The 23,576-nt window shown below is 60.0% G+C and carries 16 protein-coding genes; 8 read left to right on the forward strand and 8 right to left on the reverse strand.

What is annotated here, in order from left to right; all coding sequences use genetic code 11:
- Positions 1–3: 3 nt before the first annotated feature.
- The 3 genes from AC54XV_RS08830 to AC54XV_RS08840 all read right to left on the reverse strand — a co-directional run bounded on the left by AC54XV_RS08830 (position 4) and on the right by AC54XV_RS08840 (position 2,326).
- Positions 4–963 (reverse strand): AAA family ATPase, encoded by a 960-nt coding sequence (locus AC54XV_RS08830; protein WP_003342804.1) that lies wholly within the window; start codon positions 961–963, stop codon positions 4–6.
- Positions 964–1,172: 209 nt separating this feature from the next.
- On the reverse strand, positions 1,173–1,919 hold the full coding sequence (locus AC54XV_RS08835; RefSeq protein WP_058398665.1) for an amidohydrolase family protein: 747 nt from the start codon (positions 1,917–1,919) through the stop codon (positions 1,173–1,175).
- A 47-nt stretch (positions 1,920–1,966) separates the two neighbouring features.
- Positions 1,967–2,326 carry a hypothetical protein gene (locus AC54XV_RS08840; RefSeq protein WP_003406543.1) on the reverse strand — a complete coding sequence of 120 codons (360 nt, stop codon included), beginning with the start codon at positions 2,324–2,326 and terminating at the stop codon, positions 1,967–1,969.
- Positions 2,327–2,693: 367 nt separating this feature from the next.
- Here AC54XV_RS08840 and AC54XV_RS08845 point away from each other — a divergent pair, with 367 nt between their 5' ends.
- Positions 2,694–7,550 (forward strand): NAD-glutamate dehydrogenase, encoded by a 4,857-nt coding sequence (locus AC54XV_RS08845; protein ID WP_054091606.1) that lies wholly within the window; start codon positions 2,694–2,696, stop codon positions 7,548–7,550.
- A gap of 86 nt (positions 7,551–7,636) precedes the next feature.
- Here AC54XV_RS08845 and mntP read toward each other — a convergent pair whose 3' ends face one another.
- Positions 7,637–8,209 carry a manganese efflux pump MntP gene (mntP, locus tag AC54XV_RS08850; protein ID WP_003318883.1) on the reverse strand — a complete coding sequence of 191 codons (573 nt, stop codon included), beginning with the start codon at positions 8,207–8,209 and terminating at the stop codon, positions 7,637–7,639.
- Positions 8,210–8,487: 278 nt separating this feature from the next.
- A complete protein-coding gene (gene acnB / locus AC54XV_RS08855; protein WP_003409708.1) occupies positions 8,488–11,088 on the reverse strand; it encodes a bifunctional aconitate hydratase 2/2-methylisocitrate dehydratase in 2,601 nt (866 codons plus the stop codon).
- Between the two features lie 402 nt (positions 11,089–11,490).
- Here acnB and AC54XV_RS08860 point away from each other — a divergent pair, with 402 nt between their 5' ends.
- The 5 genes from AC54XV_RS08860 (at position 11,491) to AC54XV_RS08880 (ending at position 16,178) form a co-directional block, all read left to right on the forward strand.
- The gene (locus AC54XV_RS08860) at positions 11,491–11,961 is read left to right on the forward strand and encodes a DUF1289 domain-containing protein (RefSeq protein ID WP_003404500.1); all 471 of its coding nucleotides are present in this window, start codon (positions 11,491–11,493) and stop codon (positions 11,959–11,961) included.
- An 84-nt stretch (positions 11,962–12,045) separates the two neighbouring features.
- A complete protein-coding gene (locus tag AC54XV_RS08865) occupies positions 12,046–12,657 on the forward strand; it encodes a MiaE family protein (RefSeq protein ID WP_003368536.1) in 612 nt (203 codons plus the stop codon).
- Between the two features lie 149 nt (positions 12,658–12,806).
- Entirely contained in the window at positions 12,807–13,295 is a 489-nt protein-coding gene (locus AC54XV_RS08870; RefSeq protein ID WP_003404499.1) for a MarR family winged helix-turn-helix transcriptional regulator, read from the forward strand.
- A gap of 72 nt (positions 13,296–13,367) precedes the next feature.
- Positions 13,368–14,576, forward strand: coding sequence for an HlyD family secretion protein (locus AC54XV_RS08875; RefSeq protein ID WP_011267203.1), 1,209 nt, complete (start codon positions 13,368–13,370; stop codon positions 14,574–14,576).
- A gap of 42 nt (positions 14,577–14,618) precedes the next feature.
- A complete protein-coding gene (locus tag AC54XV_RS08880) occupies positions 14,619–16,178 on the forward strand; it encodes a DHA2 family efflux MFS transporter permease subunit (RefSeq protein WP_225650789.1) in 1,560 nt (519 codons plus the stop codon).
- 698 nt (positions 16,179–16,876) lie between these two features.
- Here the strand turns inward: AC54XV_RS08880 and lpxH are convergent.
- Positions 16,877–17,623, reverse strand: a complete 747-nt coding sequence (gene lpxH / locus AC54XV_RS08885; protein WP_058399088.1) for a UDP-2,3-diacylglucosamine diphosphatase — start codon at positions 17,621–17,623, stop codon at positions 16,877–16,879.
- Positions 17,620–18,123, reverse strand: a complete 504-nt coding sequence (locus AC54XV_RS08890) for a peptidylprolyl isomerase (RefSeq protein WP_003404493.1) — start codon at positions 18,121–18,123, stop codon at positions 17,620–17,622. Before AC54XV_RS08890 ends, lpxH begins: the two co-directional genes overlap by 4 nt.
- Before the next feature lie 207 nt (positions 18,124–18,330).
- Here AC54XV_RS08890 and AC54XV_RS08895 point away from each other — a divergent pair, with 207 nt between their 5' ends.
- Entirely contained in the window at positions 18,331–20,025 is a 1,695-nt protein-coding gene (locus AC54XV_RS08895; RefSeq protein WP_024642214.1) for a glutamine--tRNA ligase/YqeY domain fusion protein, read from the forward strand.
- Positions 20,026–20,049: 24 nt separating this feature from the next.
- Positions 20,050–21,432, forward strand: coding sequence for a cysteine--tRNA ligase (gene cysS, locus AC54XV_RS08900; protein WP_058399089.1), 1,383 nt, complete (start codon positions 20,050–20,052; stop codon positions 21,430–21,432).
- A gap of 109 nt (positions 21,433–21,541) precedes the next feature.
- Here the strand turns inward: cysS and AC54XV_RS08905 are convergent, their stop codons facing one another.
- Entirely contained in the window at positions 21,542–23,395 is a 1,854-nt protein-coding gene (locus AC54XV_RS08905) for a sigma-54-dependent Fis family transcriptional regulator (protein ID WP_058399090.1), read from the reverse strand.
- Positions 23,396–23,576: the final 181 nt, after the last annotated feature.

A 23,576-nucleotide genomic window follows, 5' to 3' on the forward strand; every position in this document is an offset into this window, starting at 1 on the left:
GGCTCAGGCGACGGCCACGACGTCGAGGATGCGCTGAATCACGCGATCCTGATCGATACCCGCAGCTTCGGCCTCGAACGACAGGATGACCCGGTGGCGCAAGACATCGAACAGCACCGCCTGAATGTCTTCAGGGCTGACGAAGTCACGTCCGGCCAGCCAGGCATGCGCACGGGCGCAGCGGTCCAGCGAGATGGAACCCCGCGGGCTGGCACCGTAGGCAATCCATTCGGCCAGTTCCGGGTCGAACTTGGCCGGGGTGCGGGTGGCCATGACCAGTTGCACCAGGTATTCCTCGACCGCATCGGCCATGTACAGGCCAAGGATTTCCTTGCGTGCGGCGAAGATCGCCTGCTGGCTGACGCGGCGCTCCGGCTTGGTTTCGCCATTCAAGGCTTCGCCACGCGCCTGTTGAAGGATCTTGCGTTCGACGGCGGCATCCGGGAAGCCGATCTTGACGTGCATCAGAAAACGGTCGAGCTGGGCTTCGGGCAGCGGGTAGGTGCCTTCCTGCTCGATAGGGTTCTGGGTCGCCATGACCAGAAACAGCGGCGACAGGTCGTAGGTGCTGCGCCCGACACTGACCTGCCGTTCGGCCATGGCTTCGAGCAGCGCCGACTGGACCTTGGCCGGCGCACGGTTGATTTCGTCGGCCAGCACCAGGTTGTGGAAGATCGGCCCTTGCTGGAACACGAAGCTGCCGGTTTCCGGGCGATAGATTTCCGTACCGGTGATGTCGGCAGGCAGCAGGTCGGGGGTGAATTGAATGCGGTGGAACTGGGCTTCGATACCTTCTGCCAGCTCCTTGATCGCCTTGGTCTTGGCCAGGCCGGGAGCGCCTTCGACCAGCATGTGGCCGTCGGCAAGCAGGGCGATGAGCAGACGTTCGATCAGCTTTTCCTGGCCAAGGATCTGCGTTGAAAGAAAAGTTCGCAGCGCAATCAGCGCTTCACGATGTTCCATCGGTGACGGTTCCTGGCAGGGCGAACAGCGGTGTCTGATGACTGCTGAGCTGGGGGCGATACTTTAATCCATCCAGGCAGGTATCGACTAACGACTCCCGCGTTTTTTATTGCATTTAGAGAAGTGCCTGTCATTTATGCAGGTATTGTCCTACATGATCCATGGGTGTCCATGTAGGACGACTGGCTCGGGCTCCCGGAGCCGCGGCGTCAGAGTCGATAGAAGCTCGCCGCGTTATCCCACAGCGCCTGACGAGCGCCGCTTTCGCCCAGTGCGTCGATCAACAGGTCGATATCGTCGGGCCGGAAAGGGCGGGGTGCGCGGGTCGACGGCAGGTCGGTGCCGAACATCAGGGCATTCGGGTTGGCGGCGTGGATATCCCTGAGGGCCTCGCGCACCGGAAAGTCCACACGCCCGAAACCACAGGCCTTGACGCGTACGCCGTGCTCGGCAAGGCGCAGCACCACGGGCAGCCCTTCGGCACTCAGCCCCAGATGATCGATGCTGATGGCCGGGAGTTTGCGCAGGCGTGTTTCGATGGGCGCCAGTTCCCGCGAGTCGATGTACAGCTCGGAGTGCCAGCCTGCGTGCTCATGGACACGCACGGCCAGGGCCTCCAGCTGGTCGAGCTGCTCCGAGCCGCCGCGCTTGAGGTTGAAGCGCAAGGCGCGCACGCCTGCGGCATTCAGGGTGTCCAGTTCCGCATCGGTGACGCTGGCGGGCAATTGCGTGACACCGACGAAGCCCGGTCCCAGCAGACGCAGCGCCTGAAGCAGATAGCCCTGATCAAAACCCTGAAAGGAGCCCGATACCACCGCGCCGCCCTGAACGCCCAGCGGCTGGACCGTCGCAAGGTAGTCACTGACAGCGAACGGCTCCGGCACATAACCGTTATTGGCGATCAGCGGGAAACCAGGATCGATGATGTGGCAGTGGGCGTCGAAAATGCGGTTCATGACACACTCCTGTTTGGCGAAGTGCTCACTTTAGCGCTTTTTGCCCATCAGCTGATTGTGCTGGTGTACTCACCGACGTTTTCGAGAATGATCTGTAACGTCTGGTGAACGTCCTGCAACTCGCCTGCGTCGGTGGCATGGAGAATTTCGTACTGATGGTGGCCATCGAGCTGCTTGGCGTCCTGCGGTTCGATTTCCACCAGCAGGCGCTCGGCACTGAAGGTGACCTTCAGGCTGGACACGTTCAGTGACTTGTCGTCGCTGACGGTGATTTCCACTTCGTTCTCGTCCGGGAAACGGGTCAGGGAAAACAGCATGCCGTTTTCTGCGTGGCAGCAGAGCAGTGCCATATCGTCGTATTCGTCGTCGCACGGGTTGGCGATGAGGCTGGCGGTCTTGATTTGCATGGGGGGCTCCGGGTCTGTCCAGGTAAGGCGTGAGGGGATTTTGCCAGTCCCGGGCAAATTATGTCGGGCGATATTGGCACCATCGTACGCAGTGTATCGCGACCTGATGACCGAATATGTCGCAGCCTCGTAAGCAGTGTGCGCTCAGCTCTCGTTAAGCTGCATGACAGACGAGTGGTGTACGGTGTCGGGTGCGCGTAGCGTTTTTTCACCGCGATATACAAATGTGACTACCCTGACACAGCGCGCGTTACTACTTTAGCTTTACACTCGATCAGGTGATGCCCACGCGATTGACTGCAAGGGCACACCGGTTTCAACACCTTCTTCAAGCCTCCCCAATAAAAGCCAAAGCGGAGTACCACAGATGGCGTTCTTCACCGCAGCCAGCAAGGCCGACTTCCAGCATCAACTGCAAGCGGCACTGGCTCAGCACATCAGCGAACAGGCACTGCCACAAGTGGCGCTGTTTGCCGAGCAATTCTTCGGCATCATTTCCCTCGACGAACTCACCCAGCGGCGGCTTTCCGACCTGGCAGGCTGCACCTTGTCCGCGTGGCGCCTGCTGGAGCGTTTCGAACATGCTCACCCGCAGGTCCGTGTCTACAACCCCGATTACGAGCGCCACGGCTGGCAATCGACTCATACTGCCGTTGAAGTGCTGCATCATGACCTGCCGTTTCTGGTCGACTCCGTACGTACCGAGCTGAACCGCCGCGGCTACAGCATCCACACCCTGCAGACCACCGTGCTGAGCGTGCGTCGCGGCGCTGCTGGCGAATTGCTCGAGCTGCTGCCCAAAGGCACCACCGGCGAAGACGTGCTGCAGGAATCGCTGATGTACCTGGAGATCGACCGCTGCGCCAATGTCAGCGAGTTGAACGTGCTGGCGCGCGAGCTGGAGCAGGTGCTTGGCGAAGTACGCGCCGTCGTCGAAGATTTCGGGCCGATGAAAGCGCGTCTGCACGAACTGCTGGCCAGTATCGATGCCAACGAGTCGAACACCGATGTCGAGGAAAAGGCCGAGATCAAGGTCTTCCTGCAATGGCTGGTAGACAACCACTTCACCTTCCTCGGCTACGAAGAGTTCGAAGTGCGCAACGACGCCGAAGGCGGCCAGCTGGTCTACGACGAGTCGTCTTTCCTGGGGCTGACCCGACTGCTGCGCCCCGGCCTGACCCGCGAAGAACTGCACATCGAAGACTACGCGGTGAAATACCTGCAGGAACCGGTGCTGCTGTCGTTTGCCAAGGCGGCGCATCCAAGCCGCGTGCACCGCCCGGCTTATCCGGATTACGTTTCGATCCGGCAGATCGACGCGTCGGGCAAGGTCATCAAGGAATGTCGCTTCATGGGCCTGTACACCTCGTCGGTGTATGGCGAGAGCGTGCGGCAGATTCCGTACATCCGTCGCAAGGTCGCCGAGGTCGAGCGTCGCTCCGGCTTCGACGCCAAGGCGCACCTGGGCAAGGAGCTGGCGCAGGTGGTCGAAGTGCTGCCACGTGACGACCTGTTCCAGACGCCGGTGGACGAATTGTTCACCACGGTCATGTCCATCGTGCAGATTCAGGAGCGCAACAAGATTCGCGTGTTCCTGCGCAAGGACCCGTACGGCCGGTTCTGCTACTGCCTGGCCTATGTGCCACGCGACGTATATTCCACCGAAGTACGCCAGAAGATTCAGCAGGTCCTGATGGACCGCCTCAAGGCCAGCGATTGCGAGTTCTGGACGTTCTTCTCCGAATCGGTGCTGGCGCGGGTGCAGTTGATTCTGCGCGTGGACCCGAAGATCAATCTGGACATCGACGTCGCCCAGCTGGAAAACGAAGTCATTCAGGCGTGCCGTTCGTGGAAGGACGACTACGCCAGTCTGGTGGTTGAAAGCTTCGGTGAAGCGCACGGCACCAACGTGCTGGCCGACTTCCCGAAAGGCTTCCCGGCCGGATATCGCGAGCGCTTTGCGGCGCATTCGGCAGTCGTCGATATGCAGCACGTACTGAGCCTCAGCGAAGCCAATCCGCTGGTGATGAGCTTCTACCAGCCACTGGCCGGTGGCCGCCAGCAATTGCATTGCAAGCTGTATCACGCCGATACACCGCTGGCCTTGTCCGATGTGTTGCCGATTCTGGAAAACCTTGGCCTGCGCGTGCTGGGCGAGTTCCCGTACCGCCTGCATCATGCCAACGGTCGCGAGTTCTGGATTCACGATTTCGCCTTCACTTACGGCGAAGGTCTGAACCTCGATATCCAGCAGCTCAATGACACCCTGCAGGATGCGTTCGTGCACATCGTGCGCGGCGATGCCGAAAACGATGCGTTCAACCGCCTGGTGCTCACCGCCGGTCTGCCATGGCGTGACGTGGCGCTGCTGCGGGCTTATGCGCGTTATCTGAAGCAGATTCGTCTGGGCTTCGATCTGGGCTACATCGCCACCACGCTGAACAACCACACCGACATCGCCCGCGAGCTGACGCGTCTGTTCAAGACCCGGTTCTATCTGGCGCGCAAGCTGGGTTCCGACGATCTCGACGACAAGCAGTTGCGTCTGGAGCAGGCCATTCTGACTGCGCTGGATGACGTGCAGGTGCTCAACGAAGACCGCATCCTGCGTCGCTATCTGGACCTGATCAAAGCCACGCTGCGGACCAACTTCTATCAGTCCGATGCCAACGGGCAGAGCAAGAGCTACTTCAGTTTCAAGTTCAACCCGCGCCTGATTCCCGAACTGCCCAAGCCGGTGCCCAAGTTTGAAATCTTCGTCTATTCGCCGCGTGTCGAAGGTGTGCATCTGCGCTTCGGCAACGTGGCGCGTGGCGGCCTGCGCTGGTCGGACCGCGAGGAAGACTTCCGTACCGAAGTGCTGGGCCTGGTAAAAGCCCAGCAGGTGAAGAACTCGGTGATTGTGCCGGTAGGTGCCAAGGGCGGCTTCGTGCCGCGTCGCCTGCCGACCACCGGCAACCGCGACGAAGTGCAGGCCGAGGCAATCGCCTGCTACCGCATCTTCATCTCCGGGCTGCTGGACATCACCGACAACCTCAAGGAAGGCGCGCTGGTGCCGCCGGTCAACGTTGTGCGTCATGACGACGATGACCCGTATCTGGTGGTGGCAGCCGACAAGGGCACGGCGACGTTCTCCGACATCGCCAACGGCATTGCCATCGACTACGGTTTCTGGCTGGGTGACGCCTTCGCTTCCGGTGGTTCTGCCGGTTACGATCACAAGAAGATGGGCATCACCGCCAAGGGCGCATGGGTGGGCGTGCAGCGTCACTTCCGTGAACGCGACATCAATGTGCAGCAGGACAGCATCAGCGTGATCGGTATCGGCGACATGGCCGGTGACGTGTTCGGCAACGGCCTGTTGATGTCTGACAAGCTGCAGCTGGTCGCAGCGTTCAACCACCTGCACATCTTTATCGATCCGAATCCGGACCCGGCCAGCAGCTTTGCAGAGCGTCAGCGCCTGTTCAATCTGCCGCGCTCGTCGTGGACCGACTACGACACCAGCATCATGTCCGCTGGCGGCGGGATCTTCCCGCGCAGCCTGAAGAGCATTGCCATCACCGAACAGATGAAGGCGCGCTTCGACATCAAGGCCGACAAGCTGACCCCGACCGAACTGCTGCATGCGCTGCTCAAGGCACCGGTCGATCTGTTGTGGAACGGCGGTATCGGCACCTACGTGAAGTCCAGCGAAGAGTCGCACGCCGATGTCGGCGACAAGGCCAACGATGCGCTGCGCGTCGACGGCAACGAGCTGCGTTGCAAGGTGGTGGGCGAGGGCGGCAACCTGGGCATGACCCAGCTGGGCCGTGTCGAGTTCGGCCTCAATGGCGGCGCGACCAACACCGACTTCATCGACAACGCAGGCGGTGTGGACTGCTCCGACCACGAAGTGAACATCAAGATCCTGCTCAACGAAGTGGTGCAGGCCGGTGACATGACCGAGAAGCAGCGCAATCAGCTGCTCGAGAGCATGACCGACGAGGTCGGCCACCTGGTGCTGGGCAACAACTACAAACAGACCCAGGCGTTGTCGCTGGCAGCCCGTCGTGCTTACGAGCGGATTGCCGAATACAAGCGCCTGATGAGTGACCTGGAGGCGCGTGGCAAGCTTGATCGTGCCATCGAGTTCCTGCCTGCTGAAGAGCAGATTGCCGAGCGGATTGCGGCCAAGCAGGGCTTGAGTCGTGCCGAACTGTCGGTGTTGATCTCGTACAGCAAAATCGACCTCAAGGAAGCGTTGCTGGAATCCCGTGTGCCGGATGACGATTATCTGGCGCGTGATATGGAAACCGCGTTCCCGCCTTCGCTGGGCGCCAAGTTTTCCACGGCCATGCGCGGCCACCGCCTGAAGCGCGAGATCGTCAGCACGCAGATCGCCAACGATCTGGTCAACCACATGGGCATCACCTTCGTGCAGCGGCTCAAGGAGTCGACCGGCATGAGCGCTGCTGCGGTGGCCGGGGCCTACGTGATCGTGCGTGACATCTTCCACCTGCCGCACTGGTTCCGTCAGATCGAGGCGCTGGACTACAAGGTTTCGGCCGAAATCCAGCTGGCGTTGATGGATGAGCTGATGCGCCTGGGGCGTCGTGCCACACGCTGGTTCCTGCGCAGCCGTCGCAACGAGCTGGACGCTGGTCGTGACGTAGCGCACTTCGGTCCGCACCTCGCTGCACTGGGTCTCAAGCTTGACGAACTGCTGGAAGGCCCGACCCGCGAGATCTGGCAGACCCGTTATCAGGCCTATGTCGAAGCCGGTGTGCCGGAACTGCTGGCGCGCATGGTCGCCGGTACGACGCACCTGTATACGCTGTTGCCGATCATCGAAGCCTCCGACGTGACCGGGCAGAACGCTGCGGACGTGGCCAAGGCGTACTTCGCCGTCGGCAGCGCACTGGACATTACCTGGTACTTGCAGCAGATCAGCAGTCTGCCGGTGGAAAACAACTGGCAGGCTCTGGCACGTGAAGCGTTCCGTGACGATGTCGACTGGCAACAGCGGGCGATTACCGTGTCGGTTCTGCAGATGGCCGACGGTCCTTCGGAAATCGATGCGCGTCTGGCTCTGTGGCTGGAGCAACACACACTGATGGTCGAGCGCTGGCGTGCCATGCTGGTCGAGTTGCGTGCGGCAAGCGGCACGGATTACGCCATGTATGCCGTTGCCAACCGCGAACTGCTGGACCTGGCCATGAGCGGGCAGGGCATTACCGTGTAACCAGGCTGTAAAAGCTGTACCCATAAAAAACCCGCATCGAAAGATGCGGGTTTTTTTGTGTCTGACTGATAGGTTCGATCAGCCGATTACTGCGCCGCCGACAGGTGCTCATAAAGAATCGTCGCACCCACCACGATCAACACGATACCGCCAATGATTTCAGCGCGTTTGCCGACCATGGTGCCCAGCACCCGGCCCAGCATCACGCCGATGGTGACCATGACCGTGGTCGCCAGGCCGATGGCCAGGGCGGCAACCACGATATTGACGTCGACAAACGCCAGGCCTACGCCGACCGCCAGTGCATCGATACTGGTGGCGAATGCGGTGACGGCGAGAATCCAGAAAGAATGCTGCCCCGGCTTTTCCTGCTCTTCGTCATCGTCGTGCTTGATGCCGTTGTAGATCATGTGCAGGCCGAGCACCAGCAACAGGGTGAAGGCGATCCAGTGATCCCAGCTCTCGGCGAAGCGCGCAGCCACCTGGCCAATGCCCCAGCCGATGACCGGCGTGATGGTTTCGATGGCGCCGAATATGAGGCCCGTGCGCAACGCTTCGAGAAAGCGCGGTTTATGCAGGCTTGCTCCTTTACCAAGAGCCGCAGCAAAGGCGTCCGTGGACATGGCAAGCGCGAGAAAGAGGAGGGAAATCGGGTTCACGGTTATATCCAGTCGGGCTATGAGTCAACGACGCAACCACACGCCCGACTTTAGGCATGGATGCATCGTTGGTCTCGCCAACCAGAAGGTGTTCGCACCACGGCATGCTGCCGAGAATGTTGATACGAACGCTCTGTGACCGGAGTCACGAGCAGGCTACTCCCCAACAAGGGCCGCCACTATAGCCATGTGAATGTGAAAAATATATGTACGGGCATGCTCGAAAGCAAAAAAACCCCATCACGAGGATGGGGTTCTTCTGATGCCTGCTTTCGTGCTTACACTTGAACGGCCGGGATGTTGGCGTTCGCTGCGGCTTCACGGAACTCGGCGATTTGATCGAAGCTCAGGTAGCGGTACACGTCCGCTGCCATGGTGTCGATCTGGTTGGCGTAGCCCATGTACTCTTCGACCGTCGGCAGACGACCCAGAATCGAGGCAACGGACGCCAGCTCGGCCGAGGCCAGGTAGACGTTCGCGCCATCACCCAGACGGTTCGGGAAGTTACGGGTCGAGGTCGACACCACGGTCGCGTTCGGTTCAACGCGTGCCTGGTTACCCATGCACAGCGAGCAGCCCGGCATTTCCATGCGTGCGCCAGCCTTGCCGTAGATGCCGTAGTAGCCTTCTTCGGTCAGCTGGTGAGCATCCATCTTGGTCGGCGGCGACAGCCACAGACGCGTCGGCAGCTGGCCCTTGACCTGATCCAGCAACTTGCCCGCAGCGCGGAAGTGGCCGATGTTGGTCATGCACGAACCGATGAACACTTCGTCGATCTTCTCGCCCTGTACCGAAGACAGCAGGCGGGCATCGTCCGGGTCGTTCGGCGCGCAGAGCACAGGCTCCTTGACGTCGGCCAGATCGATTTCGATGATTTCGGCGTACTCGGCGTCCTTGTCGGCTTCCAGCAGCTCCGGGTTGGCAACCCAGGCTTCCATCGCCTGAGCACGACGCTCCAGGGTGCGAGGATCACCGTAACCCTGTTCGATCATCCAGCGCAGCAGGGTGATGTTCGAATTCAGGTATTCGATGATTGGCTCTTTGGCCAGCTTGATGGTGCAACCGGCAGCCGAACGCTCGGCAGAGGCGTCGGACAGCTCGAAAGCCTGTTCGATGCTCAGGTTGTCGAGGCCTTCGATCTCCAGGATGCGACCGGAGAATGCGTTCTTCTTGCCTTTCTTCTCTACGGTCAGCAGGCCAGCCTGAATCGCGTAGTAAGGAATGGCGTGAACCAGGTCGCGCAGGGTGATGCCAGGTTGCATCTTGCCCTTGAAGCGAACCAGGATCGATTCAGGCATGTCCAGCGGCATGACGCCCGTTGCAGCAGCGAATGCCACCAGGCCGGAACCGGCCGGGAAGGAGATACCGATCGGGAAGCGGGTGTGCGAGTCGCCACCGGTGCCGACGGTGTCCGGCAGCAGCATGCGGTTCAGCCAGCTGTGGATGATGCCGTCGCCCGGACGCAGGGAAACGCCACCGCGGGTCATGATGAAGTCAGGCAGCGTGTGGTGCGTCTTGACGTCGATCGGCTTCGGATAGGCCGCGGTGTGGCAGAACGACTGCATGACCAGATCGGTCGAGAAGCCCAGGCACGCCAGGTCTTTCAGTTCGTCGCGGGTCATCGGGCCAGTGGTGTCCTGGGAGCCGACGGTGGTCATCTTCGGTTCGCAGTAGGTGCCCGGACGAACGCCCGCTACGCCGCATGCCTTGCCGACCATCTTCTGCGCCAGGGTGTAACCCTTGGTGCTTTCGGCTGGCTGGTCAGGGGTCTTGAACAGGTCGAACTCCGGCAGGCCCAGTTCGGCGCGCGCCTTGCTGGTCAGGCCACGACCGATGATCAGCGGAATACGGCCGCCAGCGCGGACTTCGTCGAGCAGCACCGGGGTCTTCATTTCGAAGGTGGTGATGACTTCGTCGCTGTCGTGCTTGCAGACCTTGCCGGCGTAGGGGTAGACGTCGATCACGTCACCCATGTTGATGTTCGAGACATCGAATTCGATTGGCAGAGCGCCGGCATCTTCCATGGTGTTGTAGAAGATCGGAGCAATTTTGCTGCCGAAGCAGAAACCGCCGGCACGCTTGTTCGGGACGTAAGGGACGTCGTCGCCGAAGAACCAGAGTACCGAGTTGGTTGCCGATTTACGCGAGGAACCGGTACCGACCACGTCACCGACGTAGGCAATCGGGAAGCCCTGACCGCGCATTTCTTCGATCTGCTTCATCGGGCCGATTGCGCCCTGAACGTCAGGGACGATGCCGTCACGGGCCATTTTCAGCATGGCCAGGGCGTGCAGCGGGATGTCCGGACGCGACCAGGCATCAGGGGCAGGGGACAGGTCGTCGGTGTTGGTTTCGCCGGTGACCTTGAAGACGCGCAGGCTGATCTTGTCGGCCAGCGTCGGGCGCTTCTTGAACCACTCGCCGTCAGCCCAGGACTGCAGCACAGCCTTGGCGTGGGCATTGCCGTTCTTGGCTTTTTCGGCCACGTCGTGGAAGGCGTCGAACATCAGCAGGGTGTGCTTGAGTTGTTCGGCAGCGACTGGCGCGAGGGTGGCGTCGTCGAGCAGTTCAACCAGGGTGACGATGTTGTAGCCACCTTGCATGGTGCCGAGCAGTTCGGTAGCGCGTTTTTTGTCGATCAGGGGAGAAGTGGCTTCGCCCTTGGCCAGGGCAGACAGGAAACCGGCCTTGACGTAGGCAGCTTCGTCAACGCCTGGCGGAACGCGATTGGTGATCAGATCGACAAGGAAAGCTTCTTCGCCAGCCGGGGGATTCTTCAGCAGCTCGACCAGGCCTGCAGTTTGTTCGGCGTTAAGCGGCTGGGGCACGATGCCCTGGGCGGCACGCTCTTCGATATGTTTACGGTAGGCTTCAAGCACAGTATTAACCCTCATCAGTGGTCCCAAATGGGTGTCCGGGACGCTCATCCAGAAATCGCCCGTACCCACGCAAGGCTTATTGAGCCTTGTTGGCAGGGTATCGGTGATTCCTAACAGAAGCTGTTTTCAAAGTTTTACGCCTGCAGGGCGGGGGGAGTGGCGGTCGACACGGCCATTCGTGATGAGGGAATGGCCTGTCGACGCCGCACTGCGGGATTAACTTGACTGTGCTCGTGACGCTTTGAAAACAGCTTCCAACGGACATTGGCGCCTTAAAAGGCTCGCTGATTCTACGCCAAAACTTTGCCAAAGGTAAGTTAGCCCCTACATCTTCGGGGGTGAACTTGCTTAGACAAAGGGCTAACATGAGTCCCTGTTTCGCCTTCCGCAGTCCTGCCTGACATGCCCGATTACATTATCAAAACTCCCTGCGTCGGCCTCTGCTCCACTGTTTACGGGGATCTGGTGTGCCGTGGCTGCAAGCGGTTCCACCACGAGGTCATCCACTGGAACGGCTATAACGAAGACGAAAAAAGAGCCGTCTGGCTGCGTCTGGAGCAACTGCTGGTCCAGGTTATGACTGCCAAGCTCGAAGTCTTCGATGCCGACAGGCTGCGTGCGCAGCTCATCCAGCGCAAGATCCGCTTTGTGCCGCACCAGTCCGAATATTGCTGGGCTTACCAGTTGATCGCCCGTGGTGCCCGGGTCATCAGCCAGGTCGAGGCCTATGGTTTTGTGCTGTTGCCGGAGTTCCGCGACTGGACGCTGCCGGAACTGCGCGATGCGATCGACCGCGAGTTTTTCCTGCTGTCCGAGGCGCACTATCAGCGTTACATCGCGCCAGGCTTTTTGCGCGACGCCTTCGGCGCCTGACAAACCCGGCATGCTTTTGTGTCGCGGGGCATCGTTGCTGCTCGTATAATGCCCGGCCGTGCCTCTCCGTCATTCTGTGAGCCTATGTACCCGATCCCTGAAATCGAAGCCTTCCTGCTTTGCCGCACCCCCGACAGCTGGGTCCAGGCCGCGCTGCGCAATCTGGACATCCTGCTGATCGACCATGCGAACAACGAGAAGAAGGCCGCCGGGGCCGCGTTCCAGTTCATGTTTCAGTACAACGACAAGTTCGACCTGTTGAGCAAGATGTCACGTCTGGCCCGGGAAGAACTGCGCCATTTCGAGCAAGTCATCAGCATCATCAGAAAGCGCCAGATCCCCATGGCCAATATCAGCTCGGCCCGTTATGCCGGAGCGCTGCGCAAGCTGGTGCGCAATCACAACCCGTACCGGCTGACCGATGCGCTGATCGTCGGTGCCATCGTCGAGGCGCGTTCCTGCGAACGCTTCGCCGCGCTGGTGCCGCATCTGGACGAAGAGCTGGCCAAGTTCTATGGCGGCCTGCTGAAGTCCGAAGCGCGGCACTTTCAGGACTACCTCAAGCTGGCTTACAGCTACGGCGACAAGGCTGATGTCGATGCCAAGATCGAGGAGATCCGTCTGGCCGAGCGTGAGCTGATCGAAAGCCCTGACGAAGAGTTCCGCTTTCACAGTGGCGTACCTGTCGCCGCCTGATTGCTCTCGCGTTCCCTCCAAAACGACCGCCTTGCCAGCGGTCGTTTTTTTATGGGTATTTAGTAAGCAAGCTAATAAATGCTTTGACAACGGCTGCCTAGGCAGTAATATTTTGCAATCACTGCCTAGGCAGCTATCTGGGTCAATCCATGAAACATTTCAGCCCCGACAATTTTGAATCCAGCCTCATCGGGCTGCTGGTCGGTCGTACCAATGCGCTCAAAGACCGCATGCTCGACAAGTACCTGCTGCCCTATGACGTAACGTTCGCGCAATTCAAGGTGCTGATCATCATTGCCCAGTTTTCTACCGATACCCCCGTGGAATTGTGTCGGCACCTGTCGCTGGACAGTGGTTCGATGACCCGCATGCTCGATCGCCTGGAACAGAAGGGGCTGGTGGTGCGCCAGCGCTCCGCGACCGATCGCCGTCAGGTGCGTCTGGCGCTGACCGAGCAGGGGCAGGCGCTCTCCGATCTGCTGCCGCAGATTGGCGCGGACGCGATGAACGACACGTTCGCGGCGCTCGACAGTGAAGAGGTCGAGAGCCTGAAAAGAATTCTCACCAAAGTGCTGGTGGCTGCTGATGACCACATCACTCTGACTCGTTTGAGCTTCAACCCCAAAGCTAAACGCTGAGCGGCCGACGTGTTGGCAGGCGTGAGCCTGATCGCCGTCGTTCCGTCGCTTCGCTGATTAAAGGTAACTGCCATGGCCACTGCTGCCGCTGAAAACACATCTGCCCCGGCTCCTGAACAGGAGCCGAAGTCCGGCAAGCGCACGTTCATGCTGATCGGGCTTGCCATTGTCGTGGTGATCCTCGCACTGGGCATCTGGGCCTGGTACGAGATCTACGGCCAATGGAGCGAAGAGACCGACGATGCCTATGTGAATGGCAACGTGGTCGAAATCACCCCGCTGGTCACCGGAACCGTCATCAGTATTGGTGCGGACGATGGTGATCTGGTGCACGAAGGGCAGGTTCTGCTCAAGTTCGACCCGAGCGATGCCGAAGTCTCGCTGCAAAGCGCCGAGGCCAATCTGGGCAAGGTCGTGCGCCAGGTGCGCGGCCTCTATAGCAATGTCGATGGCATGAAGGCGCAACTGGCCGCGCAGCGTGCTGCCGTGCAGACCGCTCAGGACAACTATAATCGCCGTCGCAGCCTCGCAGCCGGCGGGGCGATTTCCCAGGAAGAGCTGTCGCACGCCAGGGACAGCCTGACCAGCGCGCAGAGCGCCCTGAACAATATTCAGCAGCAATTGAGCACCAGCGTGGCGCTGGTCGATGACACCGTGGTGTCCTCGCACCCGGACGTCAAGGCAGCGGCTGCGCAGTTGCGTCAGGCCTACCTGACCAACGCACGTTCAACACTCGTGGCACCGGTCACCGGCTACGTGGCCAAGCGCACCGTGCAACTGGGGCAACGCATTCAGCCGGGCACCGCTACCATGGCGGTCATCCCGCTGGATCAGTTGTGGATCGATGCCAACTTCAAGGAGACCCAGTTGGGCAAGATGCGCATCGGTCAGCCGGTGGAGATCAGCTCCGACCTGTATGGCAGCGATGTGAAGTACAGCGGCACCATCGACAGCCTGGGGGCCGGTACCGGCAGTGCCTTTGCGTTGCTGCCGGCGCAGAACGCCACCGGCAACTGGATCAAGATCGTCCAGCGCGTGCCGGTGCGGGTGCATATCAATCCTGAAGAGCTGGCGAAGTACCCATTGCGCATCGGCCTGTCGACCACGGTTGAGGTCAACCTGCACGACCAGAGCGGTCCGGTCCTGGCGCAACAGCCGCGCAAGCAGGCCGCTTTCAGCACTCAGGTGTACACCGAGCAACTGGCTGACGCCGACGCGCTGATCGCCCGCCTGATTCACGAGAACAGTGCGCCCGGTGGCAAGACTGCCGTTCAGCGCTGAACCGCCAATCCGTGAGCCCCGGCCTGCTGGCCGGGGTGTCGCATTCGTCTTCAGGGATTCGCGATGAGCAACAACGCCCCCGCTTCTTTTACCCCGCCAAGTCTGTTGCTGTGCACCATCGGTCTGTCGCTGGCGACCTTCATGCAGGTGCTCGATACCACGATTGCCAACGTGGCGCTGCCGACCATCGCCGGCAACCTGGGAGTCAGTTCAGAGCAGAGCACCTGGGTGATCACCTCGTTTGCGGTCAGCAACGCGATTGCCTTGCCACTGACCGGCTGGCTCAGTCGCCGCTTCGGTGAGGTCAAGCTGTTCCTGTGGGCCACCATTCTGTTCGTGATCGCTTCGTTTCTGTGCGGCATTTCCCAGTCCATGCCGGAACTGGTGGGCTTCCGGGCGCTGCAGGGCATGGTCGCCGGGCCGCTGTACCCGATGAGTCAGACTCTGCTGATTGCGGTGTACCCGCCCGCCAAAAGGGGCATGGCTCTGGCATTGCTGGCGATGGTGACGGTAGTTGCACCCATTGCCGGGCCGATCCTCGGTGGCTGGATTACCGACAGTTACAGCTGGCCGTGGATCTTCTTCATCAACATTCCCATCGGTCTGTTCGCTGTGCTGGTAGTGCGTACGCAGCTGGCCAAGAGACCGGTCAGCACGGCTCGCCAACCGCTGGACTACATTGGCCTGCTGGCGCTGATCGTCGGTGTGGGTGCGCTGCAGATAGTGCTCGACAAGGGTAATGATCTGGACTGGTTCGAGTCGAACTTCATCATCTTCGGCTCGCTAATTTCGCTGGTGGCGCTGGTTTTCTTCGTCATCTGGGAAATGACCGACAAGCACCCGATCGTCAATCTGCGCCTGTTTGCCTACCGCAATTTCCGCATCGGCACGCTGGTCATGATCGGCGGCTATTCCGGCTTCTTCGGCATCAACCTGATATTGCCGCAGTGGTTGCAGACCCAGATGGGCTATACCGCGACCTGGGCGGGGCTGGCTGTCGCGCCGATTGGCATCCTGCCGGTACTGATGTCGCCCTTTGTCGGCAAGTACGCGCACAAGTTCGACCTGCGTCTGCTGGCCGGGCTGGCGTTCCTGGCGATGGGGCTGAGCTGCTTCATGCGTGCAGGCTTCAACACCGACGTGGATTTCGAACACGTGGCGATGGTGCAGTTGTTCATGGGCATCGGCGTGGCACTGTTCTTCATGCCGACCCTGAGCATTCTGCTGTCCGACCTGCCGCCTGATCAGATCGCCGATGGCTCCGGACTGGCAACCTTCCTGCGCACCCTGGGCGGCAGCTTCGCAGCATCGCTGACCACCTGGATCTGGATCCGCCGCGCCAACCAGCATCATGCCTACCTGAGCGAAAACATCAGCACCTTCGACCCCGCCACCCGCCACGCCCTCGACAGCCTGGGCGGCGCCAGCCCGCAAGCCTACGCGCAACTGGAGCAGACCCTCAACGCACAGGCCTACATGATGTCCACCGTGGATTACTTCTACCTGCTGGGCTGGATATTCGCCGGACTGATCCTGCTCGTCTGGCTGGCCAAACCCCCATTCGCCGCCAAGGCCGGGCCTGCGGCAGGCGGCGGGCACTAGTTTCTTGTGCGCCTATCTGAACCGTGTCTATGGCCAAACTGCTCTAAAGTGCTTTTTCAACCACGATGGCACAGACGACGCAGAACCGCTGTGTGACGCAGAGCGTCACGAACTGCATTCCCACGCGGAGCATGGGAACGATATTCAAAACAATCTCATGCCTTACCCGCAGCCACTGCCGCAAAAGTGTTTTTCAACCACGATGGCACTGACGACACAGATTGCGACGTAAGTGACGGCTGAGTCCTGACATTGATCCGGGGGAAACTCGGCAAGGATGCCGAGTTAGCTGCACCGGGCCAGGGATGGCCCGTTGCAGCGACCCCCGGATCAGTGTCAGGACGAAGGAACCCGACGAAGTCGGGCCGGAAACAGGAGCGGGGACTTTGCTCACTTTGGTCCCTCAAAGTGAGTCGCCGAGGGGCGAAAAGGTGACCTGAGCCTACTGCCAATCTACCTGATATCGCAGAACCGCCGTGTGACGCAGAGCGTCACGAAAGGCATTACCACGCGGAGCGTGGGAACGAGAGTCTGTGTCGAGCCCCAATCCAAAGGTGACCTGAGCCGAACCCCAATCCACCTGACATCGCAGAACCGCTGTGTGACGCAGAGCGTCACGAACTGCATTCCCACGCGGACCATGGGAACGATAGTCAACCGTCCAGCTTTTCGGGTTCAGTTCACGCGATCCCGCACCATCAATTCAACAGCGCAACCGTCTCGGGCACAAAGTCGAACGAACTCAGATTGAAACCCTGCTCATCGACTTGCAACACCCAGCCCTGACGATCCCAGTCACCCAGCACAATGCGCCTGGCCGCCTGATCGCCAATCTGCAACTTATGAATAGCCGGACGATGAGTGTGGCCGTGGACCAACGTACGCACACCGAACTGCTGCATGATTCGCGGCACCTCGTCCGGCGTCACATCGACAATATCATTGGCCTTCATACGGGTTTGCGCACGGCTCTCATTACGCAACTTGCGCGCCAGCTTGTGGCGAGTGCCCAGCGGCAAATGGCGCAAAATAAACAGCGTCAGCGGATGGCGCAGATAGCGACGCATCCGGATATAGCCTTCATCGCGGGTGCACAGACTGTCGCCGTGCATCAGCAGCACCGGCTCACCGTTCAGTTGCACGACACTGGGGTCGCCCAGCAGCGTACAGCCCGCTGCCTTGCAGAAACCCTTGCCGAGCATGAAATCACGGTTGCCGTGCATCAGAAAAATTCGTGTGCCGCTGTCGCTCAATTCGCGCAGGGCCTTGCAGATCGAAAGCTGGAACGGCGACATCGCGTCGTCACCGATCCAGACTTCAAAGAAATCCCCGAGGATATACAGCGACTCGGCGTCGCGAGCGCGTCCTGCGAGCAGATCCAGAAACGCCCGGGTAATGTCCGGGCGCTCCTGTTCAAGATGCAGATCGGAGATCAGCAGTATCACTCAACGATCTCGGCTTTCTCGATGATCACGTCTTCTACCGGGACGTCCTGATGGCCGGCCTTGCTGGAAGTCGCCACGCCTTTGATCTTGTCGACCACGTCGGTGCCTTCGATCACTTCACCGAACACAGCGTAACCCCAGCCCTGAACGGTCTTGGCGCTGTGGTTCAGAAAGGCGTTGTCAGCGACGTTGATGAAGAACTGCGCAGAGGCCGAATGCGGCTCCATGGTACGGGCCATGGCGACGCTGTACTTCTTGTTCGGCAGACCGTTGTCGGCTTCGTTCTGGATGCTCGGGCGCTTGTCTTTCTTTTCTTTCATGCCAGGCTCGAAACCGCCGCCCTGAACCATGAAATTGCCGATCACACGGTGGAAAACCGTGTTTTCGTAGTGGCCGGCTTTAACGTATTCGATGAAGTTGGCAACGGTCAGCGGCGCTTTTTCTTCGTTCAGTTGCAGCACGATGTCGCCGTGGTTGGTAGTCAGCTTTACATTAGGCATTTGGGAAGTCGCTCTCTAGTCATGCATGAATGGGCGGATTATGACCCTGACGCGCAGTTTACAGACGAGGTTACATTTTTCAGCGCTTTTGCAGCTTTTATGCCTTCAAATACGCAGTCTGTTGTCAGGGACTTGACAGCTTCGGCTATGATAAGCGCTTTGATTTAGTCGGCCTACCCTGGCCGCGCACGTATGTCCAAGGATCCTATGAGCAAGCCCACTCCAGAACCCGCTGCCCATTCAAAGGCAGGTCCAGCCGTACCGACCAATTTCCTGCGTCCTATCGTGCAGGCAGACCTGGACTCGGGCAAGCACAGCAAAATCGTGACCCGCTTTCCGCCGGAGCCCAACGGCTACCTGCACATCGGTCACGCCAAGTCGATCTGCGTGAACTTCGGTCTGGCCCAGGAGTTCGGTGGCGATACGCACCTGCGTTTCGATGACACCAACCCGGCCAAGGAAGACCAGGAATACATCGACGCCATCATGAGTGACGTCAAGTGGCTGGGCTTCGAGTGGGCGGGCGAAGTGCGCTACGCCTCGCAGTATTTCGACCAGTTGCACGACTGGGCGGTCGAGCTGATCAAGGCAGGCAAGGCCTATGTGGACGATCTGACCCCCGAGCAGGCGCGCGAATATCGCGGCACCCTGACCGAGCCGGGCAAGAACAGTCCGTTCCGCGAGCGTAGCGTCGAGGAAAACCTCGACCTGTTCGCGCGCATGAAAGCCGGTGAGTTCGAGGATGGCGCTCGCGTACTGCGCGCCAAAATCGACATGGCCTCGCCGAACATGAACCTGCGTGACCCGATCATCTACCGCATTCGCCATGCGCATCACCATCAGACCGGCGACAAGTGGTGCATCTATCCGATCTATGACTTCACCCACGGTCAGTCGGATGCCCTCGAAGGCATCACCCACTCGATCTGCACCCTGGAGTTCGAAAGCCATCGTCCGCTGTACGACTGGTTTCTCGACAACCTGCCGGTGCCGTGCAAGCCGCGTCAGTATGAGTTCTCGCGCCTGAACCTGAACTACACCATCACCAGCAAGCGCAAGCTCAAGCAACTGGTTGACGAGAAACACGTCAATGGCTGGGATGACCCACGCATGTCGACGCTGTCGGGCTTCCGTCGCCGTGGCTACACGCCCAAATCGATTCGCAATTTCTGCGAAATGATCGGCACCAACCGCTCTGATGGCGTGGTCGATTTCGGCATGCTCGAATTCAGCATCCGCGACGACCTGGACCACAGCGCGCCGCGCGCCATGTGCGTGCTGCGGCCGCTGAAAGTGGTCATCACCAACTACCCGGAAGGCCAGGTCGAGAAGCTGGAACTGCCGCGCCACCCGAAAGAAGATCTGGGCATGCGCGAGCTGCCGTTCTCGCGGGAGCTGTACATCGATCGCGACGATTACATGGAAGAGCCGCCGAAGGGCTACAAGCGTCTTGAGCCCAATGGTGAAGTGCGTTTGCGCGGCAGCTATGTGATCCGTGCCGATGAGGCGATCAAGGATGCCGACGGCAACATCATCGAGCTGCGTTGCTCCTACGACCCGGAAACGTTGGGCAAGAACCCTGAAGGCCGCAAGGTCAAGGGCGTCGTGCACTGGGTGCCGGCAGCCGAGAGCGTAGAGTGCGAAGTGCGTCTGTACGATCGTCTGTTCCGCTCGCCGAACCCTGAAAAAGCCGAAGAGGGCGCAAGCTTTCTGGACAACATCAACCCGGACTCCCTGCAAGTACTGACCGGTTGTCGCGCCGAGCCTTCATTGGCGCAAGCGCAACCGGAAGACCGTTTCCAGTTCGAACGCGAAGGTTATTTCTGCGCGGACATCAAGGACTCCAAACCCGGTCGACCTGTCTTCAACCGCACCGTGACGTTGCGGGATTCCTGGACCTGATGCTGTACGTTTGAGGGGGAGCACGTGCTTTCTATCTACAACACGCTCACCAAGAGCAAAGAAGTTTTCAAGCCGCTGGATGGCAACAAGGTGCGCATGTACGTCTGCGGGATGACCGTGTACGACTACTGCCACCTGGGCCATGGCCGCAGCATGGTTGCGTTCGATCTGGTGACGCGCTGGTTGCGCTTCAGCGGTTATGAACTGACCTATGTGCGCAACATTACCGATATCGACGACAAGATCATCAACCGGGCGCGGGAAAACGGTGAGTCGTTCGACGCACTGACCGCGCGCATGATCGAGGCCATGCACGAGGACGAGGCGCTCCTCAACATCCTCAAGCCGGACATGGAGCCGCGTGCCACCGACCATATCCCTGGCATGCACGCCATGATCCAGACCCTGATCGACAAGGGCTATGCCTACGCGCCGGGTAACGGCGATGTGTATTACCGGGTCGGCAAGTTTCAGGGTTACGGCAAGCTGTCGCGCAAGAAGATCGAAGACCTGCGCATCGGCGCACGCATCGAAGTGGACGAGTCCAAGGAAGATCCGCTGGACTTCGTCCTCTGGAAAGGCGTCAAGCCGGGCGAGCCAAGCTGGGAATCGCCCTGGGGTGCAGGGCGTCCAGGCTGGCATATCGAGTGCTCGGTGATGTCGACCTGCTGCCTGGGCGAGACTTTCGATATTCATGGTGGCGGCAGCGATCTGGAGTTTCCGCACCATGAAAACGAAATCGCCCAGAGCGAAGCGGCCACCGGCAAGACCTACGCCAATGCCTGGTTGCACTGCGGCATGATTCGTATCAATGGCGAGAAGATGTCCAAGTCCCTGAACAACTTCTTCACTATTCGCGACGTGCTGGAGAAATACCACCCTGAAGTGGTGCGTTACCTGCTGGTGTCGAGCCACTACCGCAGCGCGATCAACTATTCCGAAGACAGCCTGCGTGAGTCGAAGGCGGCACTGGAGCGGTTCTATCACGCGCTCAAGGGCCTGCCGGTCGCCGAACCTGCGGGTGGCGAGGCGTTCGTCGAGCGTTTCAGCACGGCGATGAACGATGACTTCGGTACGCCTGAAGCCTGTGCGGTGCTGTTCGAGATGGTCCGCGAGATCAATCGTCTGCGCGAATCCGATATCGCAGCAGCGGCGTGTCTGGCGGCGCGCTTGAAGCAACTGGCCAGCGTGCTGGGTGTCCTGCAACTCGAGGCCGACGACTTTTTGCGCGCTGGCGCGGAAGGACGGGTCGATGCGGCTGAAGTGGAGGCGCTGATTCAGGCGCGTCTGGCGGCGCGTGCCGCGAAAGACTGGGCCGAGTCCGACCGTATCCGCGACCGGATCACCGCCATGGGCGTGCTGCTGGAAGACGGCAAGGGCGGCACGACCTGGCGTCTGGCGGACTGATCAAGGACTATCCCTGAAATACTATCGTGCCCATGCTCCGCATGGGCATGCTGTTCTGGACGCTCCGCGTCCTGTCCTCGATGATGTGCTGCCTGCCGAGCGTCAAACACTAAACGATCCGCTGCTCCCGCAACCGCTTGTACAGCGTGTTGCGGCTGACGCCCAGACGTTTGGCCAGCTGTGAAATATTCCCGCCTGCCGCTTGAAACAATTGGCCGAGGTCTTCGCTCGAGTGAAGGCGCGTGGCCGACTCCTGAGTCCTGACCGGGGCACGGCATTCCTCATCCGCGTGAGCGTCGAGCAGAAAGTCCTCGGGCAGATGGTCAGTGCCGATCGGCTGTTCGTCGGCCAGTGCCAGTGCTACCTGAATCACACTGTTGAGCTGGCGCAGGTTGCCCGGCCAGGGGTGATGCTCGAATAATTCAAGCACTTCTCTGGAAAAGCCCGCGCGCTGGTGAGCATCACGGTGCCGCTCCCAGATTCGCTGGATCAGCGCATGTTTGTCAGTCCGCTCGCGGAGGGGCGGGAGTTCGATGCTCAGGCCGCTGATCCGATAATAAAGATCCTGGCGAAAAAGCCCCGCCTGGACCTGATCGCGCAGGCCCCGGTTGGTGGCTGAAATCAGCCGTATATCGACCGGATACAACTCGCTGCTGCCCAATGGCTGAACGCAGCGCTCTTGCAGCACACGCAGCAGTCGCGCCTGTACCGGCATCGGCATGTCGCCCACTTCGTCGAGAAACAGCGTGCCTTTGTCGGCCTTGCGGATCAGGCCGATGCTGCCTTTCTGGTTGGCCCCGGTGAAGGCGCCTCTTTCATAGCCAAACAGCTCGGCCTCGACCAGATCGGCCGGGATCGCTGCACAGTTGACCGCGATTAGCGGCTGGCTGGCGCGTGCACTGGCCTGATGCAGGGCTTTGACAAACACTTCCTTGCCGACCCCGGTTTCCCCATGAATGAGCAGCGGGATGTCTTTTTCCAGCAGCCGCTGCGCCTGACGCACAGCCTTCTCGACCTTCGCATCGCCCAGGCTGATCGCCTGCAGATCAAGGTTTCGTGGTGCAGCAGGCACCTGCGCAGCCTGGACGCAATGCAGCTTCAATGGTTTGCGAGTCGGACGCTTGAGCAGGCATTGAAAGCGATTGTTGCCAAATGCATGCAGCGCAAACGGACGCGCTTCGGTCTCGCTGAGCAGTTGCAGGATCGGACACTTGAACAGCGTCTCGATGCTGGCACCGGCCGGAGTCGTCCCCAGCAAGGCGTCGGCACGCCGATTGGCGCACAGGATCTGGCCGCTTTCGTCAAAAATCAGCAGGCCAGCCCATTGGCTGTCGAGGTTGTTCAGGCCGGTATTGAAGATCAGCTGGAAATGGGAGTCGCGAAACTGGTCGAGGATCAGGCGGTTTTCCACCGACTGGCTCATCATTTTGACCATGCCCAGCGTGTGCGAAGGTGGCAGAAAGCTGTCGCTGGACACATCCAGCACGGCGATGATGCGCCTGTCTGCGTCGAAGATCGGTGAGGCCGAACCGGTCATGAAACGGTTGGCCTTGAGGAAATGCTCGTCCGGTTCAATATGGATGGCCTCTTCGCAGGCCAGCGCCGTGCCGATGGCGTTGGTGCCCGTGCCGCGTTCGTTCCAGCTGGCACCTGGCATGAAGCCTTGAGCCTGGGACGATTCGACGAAGCGTTGTGCACCCCATGACTTGAGCAACTGACCTTGACGGTCGGCCAGCAGAATCAGACAGCTGGAGTTGCTGAGAATGTTTTCGTAGACCGGCAGGACCTCCTGATGGGTGGTCTGTACCAGTCCGTGATGGCGCTCCAGCAGCCTGGAAACCTCCGTCCCCGGCAATTGGCCGAATGAGGGACGCGTCTGATGACTGAGGCCGAAGTCCCGGCAGCGGGTCCATGAATCCTGAATGATGATGTCGTGAGCAAGCGAAGCGCTGGTTTGAGACATGAGGATGCCTGCGAATGTGACGTATTGTTTTTGTTTTTAGGTCCCGTCGGCGTGACCATCCTTGCCCGCAACGTCAGTCCAGTGTCGTTCAGTTGTGTTCAAAGTCAATGTTCATTTTGTTCAAGTGTTCAGCCTTTTCTGTTCATTATTGTTCAGCTGTGAAAGGCGTTTCGTCCCCTGA

The sequence above is a fragment of the Pseudomonas fragariae (ex Marin et al. 2024) genome, assembly GCF_059621105.1.

Coding starts and splice junctions, on each gene's coding strand:
- AC54XV_RS08830 (WP_003342804.1), bottom strand. CDS start 963: ATGGAACATCGTGAAGCGCTGATTGCGCTGCGAACTTTTCTTTCAACG.
- AC54XV_RS08835 (WP_058398665.1), bottom strand. CDS start 1,919: ATGAACCGCATTTTCGACGCCCACTGCCACATCATCGATCCTGGTTTC.
- AC54XV_RS08840 (WP_003406543.1), bottom strand. CDS start 2,326: ATGCAAATCAAGACCGCCAGCCTCATCGCCAACCCGTGCGACGACGAA.
- AC54XV_RS08845 (WP_054091606.1), top strand. CDS start 2,694: ATGGCGTTCTTCACCGCAGCCAGCAAGGCCGACTTCCAGCATCAACTG.
- AC54XV_RS08860 (WP_003404500.1), top strand. CDS start 11,491: ATGCCCGATTACATTATCAAAACTCCCTGCGTCGGCCTCTGCTCCACT.
- AC54XV_RS08865 (WP_003368536.1), top strand. CDS start 12,046: ATGTACCCGATCCCTGAAATCGAAGCCTTCCTGCTTTGCCGCACCCCC.
- AC54XV_RS08870 (WP_003404499.1), top strand. CDS start 12,807: ATGAAACATTTCAGCCCCGACAATTTTGAATCCAGCCTCATCGGGCTG.
- AC54XV_RS08875 (WP_011267203.1), top strand. CDS start 13,368: ATGGCCACTGCTGCCGCTGAAAACACATCTGCCCCGGCTCCTGAACAG.
- AC54XV_RS08890 (WP_003404493.1), bottom strand. CDS start 18,123: ATGCCTAATGTAAAGCTGACTACCAACCACGGCGACATCGTGCTGCAA.
- AC54XV_RS08895 (WP_024642214.1), top strand. CDS start 18,331: ATGAGCAAGCCCACTCCAGAACCCGCTGCCCATTCAAAGGCAGGTCCA.
- AC54XV_RS08905 (WP_058399090.1), bottom strand. CDS start 23,395: ATGTCTCAAACCAGCGCTTCGCTTGCTCACGACATCATCATTCAGGAT.